Here is a 15069-nt window from a genome sequence, read left to right on the forward strand (position 1 = left end):
AGTCAAATTATTATTAATATTCGTTTTCTTTTTTAACTGTTACTTTGCTATTTTTCAATTCCAAATGCTTCTTCAATTCAGCCTGAACTTCAGCAAGAGATTCTTCATCCGCAATCTGATAACTAACACCATTAATCGTCTGAGAATCGGTTTTTAATACTAATTTATCGATATTACTTGATCTAAATTTAGAGTAATTAGTGAAGAAAGACAATCCTTCACTTACTTTCATATTCGTCTCTACATTGTTACCGAATTCTTCGGCTAAATCATCAATTTTGGTTATTGTTCCAACAGATAATGCTTTCTTAATAATTGCTTCTACAACTTGTTGTTGACGTTCATTTCTTCCGATGTCTCCAAGAGGGTCCTGTTTTCGCATACGTGCATAAGCTAGAGCGTATCTACCATCTAGCTCCATTTGACCTTCATAGAATTGTAGTTTTTCAGCAACGCGGTCATCACTATTTTGTTGAAAGTCAAATGGTACATCTACAGTTATACCACCTAAGATATCAACAATGTTCTTAAAAGATTCAAAGTTAACTGCTGCATAATAGTCTATTGGTATATCTAGAAAGTTCTCGACAGTATCAATAGTCATTTCTTTTCCGCCAAAAACATGAGCATGATTAATTTTATCCTGTTTGTCCTTACCAACTATATCAACTAATGTATCACGAGGAATACTTAATAATTTTAATTTTTCATCTTTCGGGTTAAAGGTTGCAACCATCAATGTATCTGTTCGACCATTTTGGCCACCGGAAGAATAATCCTCAACACCCATTATGAGAATTGAAACTGGGTCTTTACTTATAGAAACAACTTGATCTCGCTTATCTGACTTTTCTCTACCTAGGTCATTATAAGAATTACTTGCAGCTTGGAAGGTTTGTAATGCCACATAGCCCCCAATACCTATAATACCAAGAAATATAATAACAATAATAACGAAGGAAGTACGAAGTCGTTTTTTCCGTTTGACCTTTTTCCTTTCAGTTCTATGTTCTATTCGTCCCATACGGTTGTCTCCTTTTATTCAATGAATCTATATAACTAGTATATGATTAAATTCATAAACGTACAATCAACAATTAGCATATCACATAAAAGGCATGTTTACTATAATAAAATCATTACAAACTTTAGGTATTTTAGTGGTATTTGAATGAAGAATATCTAAGATTTTTTTTAAGAAAAGCTACTAAATAAGTAGTTGTACGGATTAGAGTCGTGTAATAACGAACTAGTAAAAAATAAACTCTTCACTAGTTCGTTATTCCTAAGTGAGAAAGAAGCTCTTTTTCTATTGCTTCCCTACTCCTTTCATCAACTTGGTAATACCATAGGCCATCGTCCAAGTATCCGCCAAAACCTTTTAGATGTAAAGAGGTTAGTGAGGGAGCTTTGCTTAACCCATAAGATGCAAACGACTTTATCTCTGCGAAGGATAAATTAGTTTTCATATTGCTACCAACTGCTCTGATTATGTCCCCTAATTTGAAAATGGAGGAAGTCGATGTAGCCTCTTTGAAAATAGTTCTTATCATTTCTTGCTGCCGTTTACTACGTTCTATATCATTATCATATTTTCTCGATCGAACAAGTGCTAATGCTTGTTCTCCATTTATTTTTTGATACCCTGGCATTAGATGAATGGCATTTTTATTGTCATGTGAATCTGGTTCATACAACTCAAATGGCACGTCAAAATAAATACCACCTAATGAATCAATAATTTCAATAAAAGCTTCAAAATTGAATCGCACATAATAATCAACGGGAACATTCATGAAATTCTCGACTGCTTCAATTGTAGCTTTTGGCCCTCCGTAAAAGTGGGCATGATTTATTTTGGTATGGTAGCCAAGCTCTGGTACATATACATGAGAATCTCTGGGGATACTTAATAAATTTATACTGTTGTCCTTTCTGTTAAAGGTTCCTAAAATTAACGCATCTGAGCGACTATGCTCCTTATAATTACGATCCTTACTATCATCTACTCCGATTAGTAATATGGAGACATTATCTTTTATTGGATTTACTACATTATCCCGTAAGGAGGAACGTTTATTGTCTCTTTGTACTTCTTCATAGGAGCTGTTTAAAGTGTCCTGTACTTTATCGTATAAATATATGGCATATACACTTACACTGATAAGAAAGAATAGGAGAAGAGATGAAATAAATAAGAAAATGATTTTTTTCTTAGAATAATTTCTATGTGTTTTATTTTTAAAGAGCATCCAATTTCTCCTTTTAATCTTTATTGTACTTGTTATTATGGCCTTTTTTTATTTCAATATTTCTTGTTTATTATCCTAAAAATCCAACTCAATAAATCCATTTCGTGTGAAGGATTATTGTCAATACAATATAAAGCAACATTTTTCTTAAAATAAATGGTATGATATATGATATAATGTCGAATAATGGAAACCTTTGAGATTAATAAGTAAGAGATTAATACAGAAAAAAGAAGATATAAATCAGATATATAGGAGGAAGCATATATGAAAAAACCTATAAAAGTAATGACAATCTTTGGTACACGACCTGAAGCTATAAAGATGGCTCCACTTGTATTAGAGCTGCAGAAGCGACCGGATGAGTTTGAATCTATTGTCACAGTTACTGCACAGCACCGTGAAATGCTTGACCAAGTATTAGAGATTTTTAAAGTAACGCCAGATTTTGATCTAAATATAATGAAAAAACAGCAGTCCTTAGCACAAATTACGACAAGAGCTTTAGAAGGCTTAGATGAAGTAATGAAGAAGACAAATCCGGATATTGTGCTGGTTCATGGTGATACGACGACTACATTTGTCGCGTCACTTGCAGCTTTCTATAATCAAATTGCAATTGGACATGTTGAGGCTGGTCTACGAACTTGGAATAAGTATTCCCCTTATCCAGAAGAAATGAATCGCCAACTTACAGGGATAATGGCAGACTTGCATTTTTCTCCTACTGAAAAATCTAAACAAAATCTACTTAATGAAAACAAGCCAGAAGACCGAATCTATGTGACAGGAAATACGGCTATTGATGCACTTAAGACGACAATTAGTGATTCCTATTCTAACCCAATTCTAGATGCGCTTGGAGATAAGCGATTAGTTCTTATGACAGCTCATAGAAGAGAGAACTTAGGAAGTAATATGAAGCAAATGTTTAGAGCGATTAAGCGGCTAGTAGAAAAGCATGATGACATTCAAGTTATTTATCCGGTTCACTTAAATCCAGTTGTTCAGGAGACAGCAAACGAAATCCTAGGTAACGACGAACGAATTAAATTAATCGAACCTTTAGGAGTGGTGGATTTCCATAACTTTGCTTCAAGAGCGCATTTAATTTTAACTGATTCAGGTGGAGTTCAAGAAGAGGCACCGTCTCTAGGAGTTCCGGTATTAGTACTACGTGATACAACAGAACGACCAGAGGGTATTGAAGCAGGGACATTAAAATTAGCTGGAACCGAAGAAGATACAATTTTTAATCTAGCAAATGAACTACTTTCTAATGATGAAGCTTATGAGAAAATGGCAAATGCTTCTAATCCTTATGGTGATGGACATGCTTCAGAAAGAATTGCAGATGCAATCATTGATTTTTTTGGGAAAAAGATTGATTAAATTGTAACTTATTAAAAGGGCTGCAACTGATATGCCTTATTCGATAATTTAATTGTTAAAAGAGCAAGTGGATCTACAGCAAGGTTTTGCTCGTAGATCCACTTCATTATTTTTTTGGTATTACTCTATAGCCATTCAATAATCATGAACAGTAACCACAAAAACTGTATACCATCACCAAGAGCAGATATACATTGATATGAGGTACTTATTTAAATAGTCTAGAAGATATGGATGATGAACTTTTCCTCAATCGTAAATTGTACAACACCTTCCATTCCAATTTCGGTAATAACATCTATCCATAATTACATCGTGAACAGTAAACAACATAGGAAATAGGACAAGGATATTCAAAATAGGAATACTGTTTTGTTTCTTATTCAACAATTTAGCGAGTATATAATACACGAAATGTTTTAGACTTAAAATAATCATTATCTATTAGTTCTTTGACTTGTGGTCCTTCTTGACACTTGTTAGTTATAAACTTATGATTTTAATAGGTAAATATACGTGGTATAAGTATACGGTAAAGGAAGATTTTATGTTAAGTTGGGAAGAACGGCGTTTAATGGTTAAAGTCGCCATGCTTTATTACTTTGAGGGATGGACACAGGCAGAGATTGCAACAAAATATAATGTTTCTCGCCCTGTAATTTCTAAGCTTTTAAATAACGCGAAAAAAGAAGGTATCGTTGAGATTTATATTAAAGATGAGACCTATCACACAGTAGAATTAGAACAAAAATTAATTGAAAAGTTTAATTTAAAAGAGGTTATTGTAGTTTCTACGGCTGGATTTGCTCCAGAAATGGCAAAGAGACAACTGGGGAAATCTGCTGCGTCCTACATAGCAAAGCGTACAAAGGATGTTAAAAGCCTAGGAATATCATGGGGATCGACATTGTTATCATTTGTGGAAGAATTTCCATATGAGCATAAAAAGGATGTGCATATTGTTCCTATAGTTGGCGGGATGGGGAGTGAGTATGTTCATATTCATTCCAATCAACTGGCCTTTAATCTGGCACAAAAAATGAATACGAGTTGTTCCTATTTATATGCACCAGCACTGGTAGAATCAATTGATTTAAAGGATCGACTCGTTAATACCAAAGATATTGCAAATGTTCTTGAATTAGCCCAAAATGTAGAATTGGCCGTTGTCGGCATTGGTAACCCATTTAAAGAAGCAACGATGGAGAAAATCGGGTATTTGAATGATAATGATCTAACCTCTTTAAGGAAGGCGGGAGCAGTGGGAGATATTAGTTCTCGTTTCTATGATGCAGTTGGAAATGAACTCGATCATCCTTTGAATCAACGGGTCATCGGCTTAAACTTAGATGAAATTAAAAAGATACCTGAAGTTGTCGGTATTGTGGAAGGATCATATAAATTGGAAAGTATTGAAGCAGCTCTAAATGGCGGTTATTTAGATGTTCTTATTACAGACGACCGTACAGCTCAAGAGTTACTCCAGAATCAGTCATTAAGATAAAGATAGACTCTCAGTTAAAAAAGCTGAGAGTCTTTTACATTATTTAAAAGGGTTAATGATACATTTTAGTCCGTCTTTTCGAAGGGCTGTTTGGAAGGCTTCCTCTGTATGATGTAAAGGAAAAGAATGTGTTACAAAAAAGTGAAAGTCAATTACCCCATCGTCAATCCATTTAACAGCCTCCATATGGGATTCTCTAGGAGCACCATGTGTTCCGACTACCTTTAATTGCTTATAAATAATATGATTCGTATTTAATGAGATCTCTTTTATTTGTTTCATACCAGCAAAGAATAGTATTCTTCCAGTTTTTTTAGCAATTTCTAGTGATTCTTGCTGAACGGATGGTGCGGGGGCAGTAATTATAACAACTTCTGCACCATACCCATTTGTCATCTCTAGAACTTTGTTAACTGTATTACTTTCTAATGGATCAATAACAAAATCAGCCCCTGCTTCTGTCGCCATCTTTTGCCTTGGCTTTGAACGTTGAACGGCGATAACCTTTTTGGCGCCTAATTTCTTGGCTGCTGCAATATACATACAGCCGATTGCCCCAGCACCATAAACTACTACCGTATCACCATCACGTATCTCTACTTCCTTTAATCCACTTAATACACAGGAAAATGGTTCGGATAGACTCGCTATTTCATAAGATGTTGTATCTGCTATTTTTTGAATGGAGCCATATTCAATAAAATTCCTCGGTAGAACAACATATTCAGCAAAGCCACCGTCGATTTGATATCCAATCGATTCTCCTTTAATGCAAAGATGCCCTTCGTTTTTTTGGCAGAATAAGCATTCACCACAAGGTATATGGGCACCTAAAGTGACACGGTCTCCAATGGAAAAATGGTTAACATACTTTCCAAGGGCAACGATTTCTCCAGCAATTTCATGGCCAATTACCCTAGGAAAGTCAACTCGATTGTCCCCGTTTTGATAGATTCGTAGATCAGATCCACATACTCCAATCGCATGAACCTTCAGCAAAATCTCATGATGAGAAATAGCTGGTATTTCTCTTTCCTGAAGTATTAACTGTTCTTTCCCAGTAAGAGCAACCACATTCATGATATTACCCCCTAATCCCTTTTAGTTACTCCCTCTTTAAATGACAATGCTTTATTTATCAAATACTGCATAAAACGTTTTTCCTCTAATGTTTTTTCCTCTGTCCAATTTAAAATTGTTGCCAACTCAGTAGTTACGACATCAAGGGTTCGTTTTACTTTTTCCAAATCGAACAATAAGTAGCTCGTTCTTCGATCATAAAAGTCGGATAATGAACTCACCATTTCATGATTTACCGTATAAGTTAATTCTCCCACTATATTACGTTGTTCTTTATCAGTTATATGTTGAAAACTGCTAATCGTAGCTAGTAGTATTTCTGTGTTGGAGCCATACCGGAATACGTAACGATTAATCTCTTCGTCTGTCAATCCAAGATTCTGATATTGTCGACTTAAAGTGTCAACGTAATTTAGTAGATCCCTTTCCGAGTAAAAATGGGAACCAGTTAGCTTAAGTTGGTCCGTTTTGGATGGAGTTTGTGCTTGATTGTTTTTTTTCTGAATGTATTGCATAACACGTTCAGCCATTTTTCGATAACCTGTTAACTTCCCACCTGCAATTGTTATAAGTCCAGAATCTGATTCAAAGATTTCGTCATGTCTAGATAACTCTGCAGGAGACTTACCATTCTCACCAATTAAAGGTCGTATCCCAGCCCAACTTGAAAGAATATCATCAACACTTAGCTGAATGCTAGGAAACATGTCCTTTAAGCACCCTAATAAATAATTTACTTCTGACAAATTAACTTGAATATCATCCATATCTTCTTCATATAAAGATTCAGTTGATCCTACATAAGTACGATTCCCAACAGGAATAACTGCTATCATTCTTCCTTTATGCTGAAAATAAATAGAGGATTGAACAGGTAAGGCTTCTCGGTCAAAAACGATGTGAATCCCTTTTGCTAAAATCATATACTTACCAGAAATTGGCCGGTCCTTTTTTCGGACAATATCTACCCATGGACCTGCAGCATTAACAATATGTTTTCCATAAATAGAAAAAGTTGTCCCATTAATATGATCTTTCACTAGAATGCCAGATAGCTTGCCTTCTTCACTCTTTAAAAATTCAGTCATCTCGGCGTAATTAATGATAACTGCTCCTTTTGCGGATGCTGTTTTGGCCACTTCCATTGTAAGACGGCTGTCATCCGTTCTATACTCAACATAAACACCACTTCCTTTGACGGTATTCTCATTAAAAAGTGGTTCATTTTGTAACGTTTTCTTTTTACCGTATATTTTATGACGTTCGTCTTTTTTAACACCTGCTAGTCGATCATAAAGTGTTAGTCCTACCTTTAAGGTAAAAAGATTATAGGATTCCTTTTTGATTAATGGAAAATTCATTTTTATTGGGTAGACTAGATGAAGCGCATTATTATATACTATTTCTCTTTCAGAGCCTGTCTCCTTAACAACAGAAAAGTCATAGTTTTGTAGATATTTTAATCCACCATGTATCAACTTGCCTGATCGACTACTAGTTCCAGATGCGAAGTCCTTTCTATCTACCATAGCAACCTTTAGTCCACGACTAATTGCATCCAAAGCTATCCCGCTCCCTGTAATTCCACCTCCAATCACAATTACATCAAAAACTTCTTCTCTTAAACAGCTAATAGTTTGTTCTCGTTCTAAAATTGAAAAAGATGAGGATTGTTTCATCAGAAGATTCTCCTTTACGAAGGTGTTTTACATATGTTCATCAAGTGAACAATTGGTAATTTTAATTGAATTATAACTTTAGTATGATTCATAGTCAAGGAAGGGCTTACATGTATGTCTTTAGTAATATTGTAAGCTGTAAAATAGAGAGAGGTTTATTTGAAAGGAGTTCCAATTATTTGATTATATGATATTATGTTTTGTATCCAAACATATGAAAGCAGGTGAACGAGAATGGACATTCATGAAAGACGACTTTTATTAAAAGTTGCTAAACTTTACTATTTGGAAGGTTGGACTCAAAGCGAAATAGCGAAGAAGGTAAATAAGTCGAGGCCGATAATATCGAAGTTTTTGAAGCAAGCTAGGGAGGAAAAGATAGTTGAGATTTATATTAAGGATGAAACTATTCATACTGTCACATTAGAAAGATTGATAGAGAATAAATACGGATTAAAGGAAGTTATTGTGGTGTCTTCAGCTGGAGATGGGCCAGAAATGGTGATGCGCAAGCTAGGTAAAGCAGCTGCTGATTATATTACGAAAAAACTAGATCAGATTAAATCCCTGGGAATATCTTGGGGAAAGTCCGTACATTCCGTTATAGAAGCAATTGATTTTCATGAGAAAAGTCATATCCATGTTACACCATTGATTGGAGGGATGGGACAAAATCATGTCTATTACCATTCAAATCATCTTACAATGCAAATGGCCCAAAAATTGAATACTTCTTCCTCTTACCTGTATGCCCCAGCGATCGTAGAAAGTGTTGATTTAAGAAATCAAATTATTAAATCAAAAGACATAAGCGATGTACTGAATAAAGGAAAATCAGTTGACATGGCTATTGTTGGAATAGGAAGTCCAAGCTACAATGCGACAATGAACGAGTTGGGTTATGTTACAGAAGAGGAGCAAGCAAGCTTAGTGGAATACGGGGCTATTGGCGACATTAATTCGACCTTCTATAATGATGATGGAATTGCGGTGAATCATTCGTTAAATGATAGAACAATTGGAATAAACTTAAGTGAATTAAGAGATATACCAGAGGTACTAGCAGTTGTTAATGGCATTCACAAGGTAGAAGGATTGGATGTAGCATTACGTCATAACTACTTATCAACCATTGTTTTAGATGATATAACAGCAAGAGCACTTACACTAATTAAATAGATTACAAGAATAAGTATTGACAACTTTTTGAAAGCGCTTTATTATTGTTTTAACAAATGTACCAACAAGTTACTTATGTAAAGAGGGATGTTATGTGGGGTAAATTTATTATAATTTTTGCTTTAATCTGGGGATTACAGTTTCTTTTAACGCAACTCCAAGTAAAACAATATCAATCCCAAATTAAAGAGTTTACAAAAAGAAAGTCTGGTTATTTAGGAACGGGATATTACAAAAAAAGATTAGGAACAGGAGCATTGGTTTTATTAGTTTGCGATGAACAGCTAGAAATAGTTGAAGCAAAGATAATGAAGGGAATTACTGTATTTGCTAGATTCAGAGATAAAAAAGAACTTATTGGAAAGAGCTTATTGCAAAGTAAGGATTCTGAATATTTGACCAATATGGAAAGAAATGCTCTGGTCGGTGCGGTACAAATGATTGAAAAAGAAATAAACAAAAGGAAGGGGAATGAAGCATGGATTTCTTAATTTCGATTGCGGAAGGATTTATAGGTATGTTCCAAGAAGGCGGAGAAACATTTATGGGACTAGTTACTGGAATTATTCCTATGCTAGTCGTATTAATTACAGCCGTCAATGCTCTAGTAAGATTTATTGGAGAAGAAAGAGTTAATAGATTTGCTCAAAAATGTACAAAATACTTTGTTCTTCGTTATACTATTTTCCCGTTCTTGGCGGTTTTCTTCTTAACAAATCCGATGTGCTATACTTTTGGGCGGTTCTTGCCAGAAAAGCAAAAACCAGCGTTTTACGATTCAGCAGTTTCCTTTGTACATCCAATAACAGGATTATTTCCACATGCAAATCCAGCTGAATTATTTGTTTGGATGGGTGTGGCTGCAGGAATTACCGAACTAGGACTTTCGCTTGGTCCTTTAGCAATGCGATTTATGATTGTTGGTATTATTGTAATTTTATTACGAGGTATTGTTACTGAATTCATTACAGATCGAATGATGAAAAGCAGAGTGAAAAATGCAGCTTAATAGTGGAATTTATCGAAGGAGGTTAAGCTATGAGTGAATTTAAATCTGTTAAGATTGTCAAAGGTTCCTCGGGTTGGGGAGGGCCGTTAATTATAACTCCAAGTGATAAACAAAAATATATTATCTCGGTTACAGGTGGTGGAATCCATAAGGTTGCGCAAGAGATTGCAGACCGCACAGGAGGTATAGCAATTGATGGATTTGAAAAGTCTGTCCCGAAAGAGGAAATTGCCGCAGCAGTAATTAACTGTGGTGGAACTGCTAGAAGTGGTGTGTATCCTCGAATGGGTGTAAAAACAATTAACACATTCAGTAATTCACCTTCAGGACCATTATTAAAGTTTATCAAAGAGGACAATTTTGTTTCTGGTGTAGATGTACAAAATATACAAGATGTAAGTGGAGAGGAAAACATTGCTGCAGCTGTGGATAAGGGTGATACTTCATTAATGGACAAACAGGTTGCACAACAAGTTAAAGCAGAAGCTAAAGCTAAAGTAGCTGCACAAAATGGTAGTGGCAAGAAAGCTAATCCAATTATGAAATTTATTGAGGTTCTAGGAAATAAGGTGGGGAATGTCGTCAGTATCTTTTTCCAATCTGGCCGAGATACAATTGAAACGATAATTAAAAATATTTTACCATTCATGGCTTTTGTAAGTGCATTAATGGGAATCATCACTTTTACTGGTATCGGTGATTTAATTGCTAATTTTGTAGCACCTATGGCTACTAGTTTAATAGGTATGTTAATTCTCTCCTTAGTTGCAGCAATTCCAGTAATTTCACCTTTACTAGCGCCCGGTGCAGTTATTGCACAGGTTGTAGGGGTATTAATAGGTGTAGAAATCGCGAATGGAAATATTCCTCCACAAATGGCATTGCCAGCTTTATTTGCCATTAACCCACAAGTAGGAACAGACTTTGTTCCAGTTGGTCTCACCTTAGGTGAGGCAGATCCGGAAACGATTGAAGTAGGCGTACCTGCTGTACTATTCTCTCGCTTAATAACCGGGCCTGCTGCAGTAATTATTGCGTATTTTGCTAGTTTCGGTTTATATAGTTAACTATTTAGACATCTTTATTGACGGCTAAAAGAAAGCGCTTTATAATTACAAATGTAACAACTTGTTACATTTGTAATTTTCTTTTATAGGAGTGTGGTAAAATGAGTGAGTTTTTACAGTTAAATGTTGTTGAAATAGGGGAAGAAGCACTGTTTATGTTTGAAGAGTCTATGATGATTTTATTTAATGACACTGTACCAGCTGACTTGAAAGGAATTTCTGTTATTCATGATAACAGAAATATTACGGAAGAGATCAAAGCTGGAGATGAGATGGTAATTGGAAATGAAAGCTTTAAGATACTATTTGTTGGAGATAAGGCGAACGAAACATTACAAGAGCTTGGACATGCAACCATTAATTTTAATGGTGAAACTAGTTCCGAATTACCTGGGACCATCTGTACGGAAAAAAAAGCAATCCCAGAGATAACGGGTAATTCTGTTATTTCTTTTCATAGAAGATAATTTTAAACAGCCAAGGGGTGGAGAATATGTTAAATATTAATAGAAAGCTAGCGAAACTGGAAAGTGAAGGATCCTACATTCGAGTTGGTCTAGTAGGTGCTGGACAAATGGGAAGAGGGATGATTTCCCAGATTGAAAGTATGAAAGGTATGCGTGTTGTTATTACAGCTGATTTAGCAATTGAAAATATAACGAATGCATATAAACATGCTGGTGTCGCTGTAACTGAAATTGTTTGCACAAATGATATAAAGGAAGCTTCTGCAGCAGTTCAAGCAAACAAAGTAGTGGCAACAACAGACATGAAATTAGTTACTTCATTACACGAAGTTGATGTTGTTGTTGATGCAACTGGCGTTCCAAATATTGGTGCTGAAATCGCTTGGGATACAATATTAAACAGAAAGCATATCGTTATGCTTAACGTTGAAGCGGATGTGACAGTTGGACCTTTGCTTAAGAAAATGGCTGATGCAAGTGGTGTCGTATATACTGGATCTGCTGGTGATGAGCCTGGTGCCATTATGGAGCTTTATGATTTTGCTGATGCTATGGGCTTTGAAATCGTAGCTCTTGGAAAGGGAAAAAATAATCCATTGAATTTAGAAGCTAACCCAACAACAGCGGAAGCAGAGGCTAAGGCGAAAGGCTCGTCCCCAAAAATGCTTGCGTCTTTCCAGGATGGAACAAAAACAATGGTGGAGATGAATGCTGTTGCGAATGCTACCGGTTTTTTACCTGATCAACCAGGTATGCATGGCTTTGAAGGAACCGTTCAAGATCTTCCGGGAATTTTTCTTGAAAAAGAAAAAGGAGGAAAATTAAACGGAAGAAGGATTGTAGACTTTGTTAACGGTGTGGCGCCAGGTGTTTTTGCAATTATTGCCTCAGATAAACAAGAAGTAAATGCTGAAATGAAATATTTAAAAATGGGTGACGGGCCGAACTATGTTTTATTCCGTCCTTATCATTTAACGAGCTTGGAAACACCTCTATCTATTGCGAAAGCTTATTTTGATAAAGAAGCTACTATTGCACCTTATTTCGGATTGCAGGGCGAAACAGTTACAGTTGCAAAGAAGGACTTAGAAGCTGGGGAACATTTAGATACGATTGGTGGATATACTGTTTACGGGAAATTGCTGAAAGCTACAGAAGCAAAACAGCAAAATGCACTTCCACTTGGACTTGTCGATTCTAATGTTATATTAAAACGACCAATTAAAAAGGGAGAAATCATCACCTATGCTGATATTGAACAAACAAAAGAATCTACTATTTGGAAATTACGATCGATTCAAGATAGGATGTTTTAATAGATAGTAGATTGTACTCAATACGTAACTAAAGAATAATTGATTGCTGTTTTGCGTTTCAGCAAAACATATTTTTATACACATTCTTTTACAAATGTAACAGATTCGAACGGATGAAAAGGGAGTTGGGGTGAATGGATATGCTAAAATTAAACGTTCCAAATTCAATTACAAATGATAAATTAATAGACCTTTATAAACAAATGTGGCAAATCCGTCTATTTGATGAAAAAGTAGATGAGTTTTTTGCAAAAGGAATGATTCATGGTACAACACACTTAGCGGTTGGCCAAGAGGCAAGTGCTGCAGGGGTTTGTGCGCTGCTTACTGTAGAGGATAAAATTACAAGCACACACCGAGGTCATGGACATTGTATCGCAAAAGGCGCAACACCAGATAAAATGATGGCTGAGTTATTCGGTAGAACAACAGGTTATTGTAAAGGAAAAGGTGGATCCATGCATATTGCAGACGTGGAAATGGGGAACCTTGGAGCTAACGGAATAGTGGCTGGAGGAATACCACTTGCAGTAGGGTCTGCCTTGACTGCGAAAATGAAGCGTCTTGATTATGTAACGGTTTGCTTTTTTGGTGATGGAGCAACAAATGAGGGAAGTTTTCATGAGGCAGTGAATCTTGCATCTATTTGGGATTTACCGGTTATATTTGTGTGTGAAAACAACCAGTATGGAATGTCAGGATCAGTTAAAGAGATGACAAGAGTTGAAAATATTGCCGACCGAGCACAAGCATACGGTATTCCTGGAGAAGTCGCAGATGGTAACGACATTATTGCCATGATGAACGTAACGGATAAAGCAATTAAACGCGCCCGAAGTGGAGAAGGTCCAACCTTAATCGAGGCAAAAACATATCGTTGGAAAGGACATTCCAAGAGTGATGCGAAGAAATACCGTACGCGTGACGAAGAACAAGAGTGGCGCAAGAAGGATCCAATTAAACGTTATAAAGAAGTATTAATAGAGGCTGGATTGTTAACAGAAGAAAAGGCAGAAGAAGTTCGTCTTGCTGTAAAAAAAGAAATTGAGGATGCTGTTAAATTTGCTGAAGCTAGTCCACAACCAACATTAAATGATCTTTTAACAGATGTGTATGCGTAGGAGGGGATAATAATGAGGGAGATTACTTATTTAGAAGCTGTACGTGAAGCAATGAGTATAGAAATGCGTAAAAATGAGGACGTATACATTTTAGGGGAAGATATTGGTGTATATGGTGGGGCATTTGGTGTAACCCGCGGAATGATTGAAGAATTTGGTCCGGAGCGCGTGCGCAACACTCCAATTAGTGAAGCTGGTATTGCAGGTGCCGCTGTAGGCTCAGCACTAACTGGAATGCGACCAATTTTGGAAATACAGTTCTCTGACTTTATTACAATCGCACTAGATCAAATGGTTAACCAAGCTGCGAAAATACGTTATATGTATGGTGGAAAAGGAAAAGTACCAATGGTGCTAAGAACACCCAGTGGATCTGGTACAGGAGCTGCCGCCCAGCATTCTCAAAGTCTAGAGGCTTGGGTTGCGCATATCCCTGGATTAAAAGTAGTTCAACCATCAACTGCCTATGATGCTAAAGGGCTGTTAAAGGCAGCAATGGATGATGACAACCCGGTAATTTTTTACGAGCATAAATTACTTTATAAAACGTCATCCGAAGTTCCAGAAGAGGAATACAGTATTCCTTTGGGAAAGGCAGATATTAAACGTGAGGGTTCGGATGTAACCATCGTAGCAACAGCAATAATGGTTCATAAGGCATTAGAAGCAGCTAAAGAGCTAGATAAAGAAGGAATTAGTGTAGAGGTAGTTGATCCACGTACTATCGTACCACTTGATAAAGAAACAATTGTCAATTCGGTTAAGAAAACAGGTAAGCTTATCGTCGTACATGAAGCCGTAAAACGTGGAGGAATTGGTGGGGAAATTGCGAGTGTTGTAGCGGAAAGTGAAGCATTTGATTATCTGGATGCTCCAATTAAACGCTTAGGGGGAGCTGAATCACCAGTGCCTTACAATCCAGAATTGGAAAGAGCACATATTCCACAAGTTCCAGACATTATTACAGCTGTTAAAGAAACACTAAACCGAGCGTAAGGAGGGA

Annotated in this window: 14 protein-coding genes; 10 read left to right on the forward strand and 4 right to left on the reverse strand. The window is 36.2% G+C overall.

Annotated features, from left to right (window positions below):
• Positions 1–13: 13 nt before the first annotated feature.
• The gene (locus KI338_RS07695) at positions 14–1024 is read right to left on the reverse strand and encodes an LCP family protein (RefSeq protein WP_212920420.1); all 1011 of its coding nucleotides are present in this window, start codon (positions 1022–1024) and stop codon (positions 14–16) included.
• 247 nt (positions 1025–1271) lie between these two features.
• A complete protein-coding gene (locus KI338_RS07700) occupies positions 1272–2252 on the reverse strand; it encodes an LCP family protein (RefSeq protein ID WP_212920421.1) in 981 nt (326 codons plus the stop codon).
• A gap of 267 nt (positions 2253–2519) precedes the next feature.
• On the opposite strand from KI338_RS07700, the gene wecB reads away from it, so the two are divergent.
• Both wecB and KI338_RS07710 read left to right on the forward strand, forming a co-directional pair.
• Complete coding sequence (gene wecB, locus KI338_RS07705; RefSeq protein ID WP_212920422.1) at positions 2520–3644, forward strand: non-hydrolyzing UDP-N-acetylglucosamine 2-epimerase; 1125 nt, start codon at positions 2520–2522, stop codon at positions 3642–3644.
• Positions 3645–4191: 547 nt separating this feature from the next.
• Positions 4192–5148 carry a sugar-binding transcriptional regulator gene (locus KI338_RS07710; protein WP_212920423.1) on the forward strand — a complete coding sequence of 319 codons (957 nt, stop codon included), beginning with the start codon at positions 4192–4194 and terminating at the stop codon, positions 5146–5148.
• Positions 5149–5187: 39 nt separating this feature from the next.
• Here the strand turns inward: KI338_RS07710 and KI338_RS07715 are convergent, their stop codons facing one another.
• Complete coding sequence (locus KI338_RS07715; protein WP_212920424.1) at positions 5188–6228, reverse strand: alcohol dehydrogenase catalytic domain-containing protein; 1041 nt, start codon at positions 6226–6228, stop codon at positions 5188–5190.
• Between the two features lie 11 nt (positions 6229–6239).
• Positions 6240–7907 (reverse strand): glycerol-3-phosphate dehydrogenase/oxidase, encoded by a 1668-nt coding sequence (locus tag KI338_RS07720; RefSeq protein ID WP_212920425.1) that lies wholly within the window; start codon positions 7905–7907, stop codon positions 6240–6242.
• A gap of 234 nt (positions 7908–8141) precedes the next feature.
• On the opposite strand from KI338_RS07720, the gene KI338_RS07725 reads away from it, so the two are divergent.
• The 8 genes from KI338_RS07725 to KI338_RS07760 all read left to right on the forward strand — a co-directional run bounded on the left by KI338_RS07725 (position 8142) and on the right by KI338_RS07760 (position 15062).
• On the forward strand, positions 8142–9086 hold the full coding sequence (locus KI338_RS07725; RefSeq protein ID WP_212920426.1) for a sugar-binding transcriptional regulator: 945 nt from the start codon (positions 8142–8144) through the stop codon (positions 9084–9086).
• Positions 9087–9178: 92 nt separating this feature from the next.
• On the forward strand, positions 9179–9577 hold the full coding sequence (locus KI338_RS07730; RefSeq protein WP_212920427.1) for a transcriptional regulator GutM: 399 nt from the start codon (positions 9179–9181) through the stop codon (positions 9575–9577).
• Complete coding sequence (gene srlA, locus KI338_RS07735) at positions 9565–10095, forward strand: PTS glucitol/sorbitol transporter subunit IIC (RefSeq protein ID WP_212920428.1); 531 nt, start codon at positions 9565–9567, stop codon at positions 10093–10095. Before KI338_RS07730 ends, srlA begins: the two co-directional genes overlap by 13 nt.
• 29 nt (positions 10096–10124) lie before the next feature.
• Positions 10125–11162 carry a PTS glucitol/sorbitol transporter subunit IIB gene (gene srlE, locus KI338_RS07740; protein ID WP_212920429.1) on the forward strand — a complete coding sequence of 346 codons (1038 nt, stop codon included), beginning with the start codon at positions 10125–10127 and terminating at the stop codon, positions 11160–11162.
• Positions 11163–11263: 101 nt separating this feature from the next.
• Positions 11264–11629 carry a PTS glucitol/sorbitol transporter subunit IIA gene (locus KI338_RS07745; protein ID WP_212920430.1) on the forward strand — a complete coding sequence of 122 codons (366 nt, stop codon included), beginning with the start codon at positions 11264–11266 and terminating at the stop codon, positions 11627–11629.
• A gap of 26 nt (positions 11630–11655) precedes the next feature.
• Entirely contained in the window at positions 11656–12945 is a 1290-nt protein-coding gene (locus KI338_RS07750) for an NAD(P)H-dependent oxidoreductase (protein ID WP_212920431.1), read from the forward strand.
• Positions 12946–13079: 134 nt separating this feature from the next.
• A complete protein-coding gene (locus tag KI338_RS07755; RefSeq protein ID WP_373306333.1) occupies positions 13080–14066 on the forward strand; it encodes a thiamine pyrophosphate-dependent dehydrogenase E1 component subunit alpha in 987 nt (328 codons plus the stop codon).
• 12 nt (positions 14067–14078) lie between these two features.
• Entirely contained in the window at positions 14079–15062 is a 984-nt protein-coding gene (locus KI338_RS07760) for an alpha-ketoacid dehydrogenase subunit beta (RefSeq protein WP_212920432.1), read from the forward strand.
• Positions 15063–15069: the final 7 nt, after the last annotated feature.

Origin of the sequence: Ornithinibacillus bavariensis, from assembly GCF_018333235.1 — a bacterium.
Taxonomy (GTDB): domain Bacteria; phylum Bacillota; class Bacilli; order Bacillales; family Amphibacillaceae; genus Ornithinibacillus; species Ornithinibacillus bavariensis.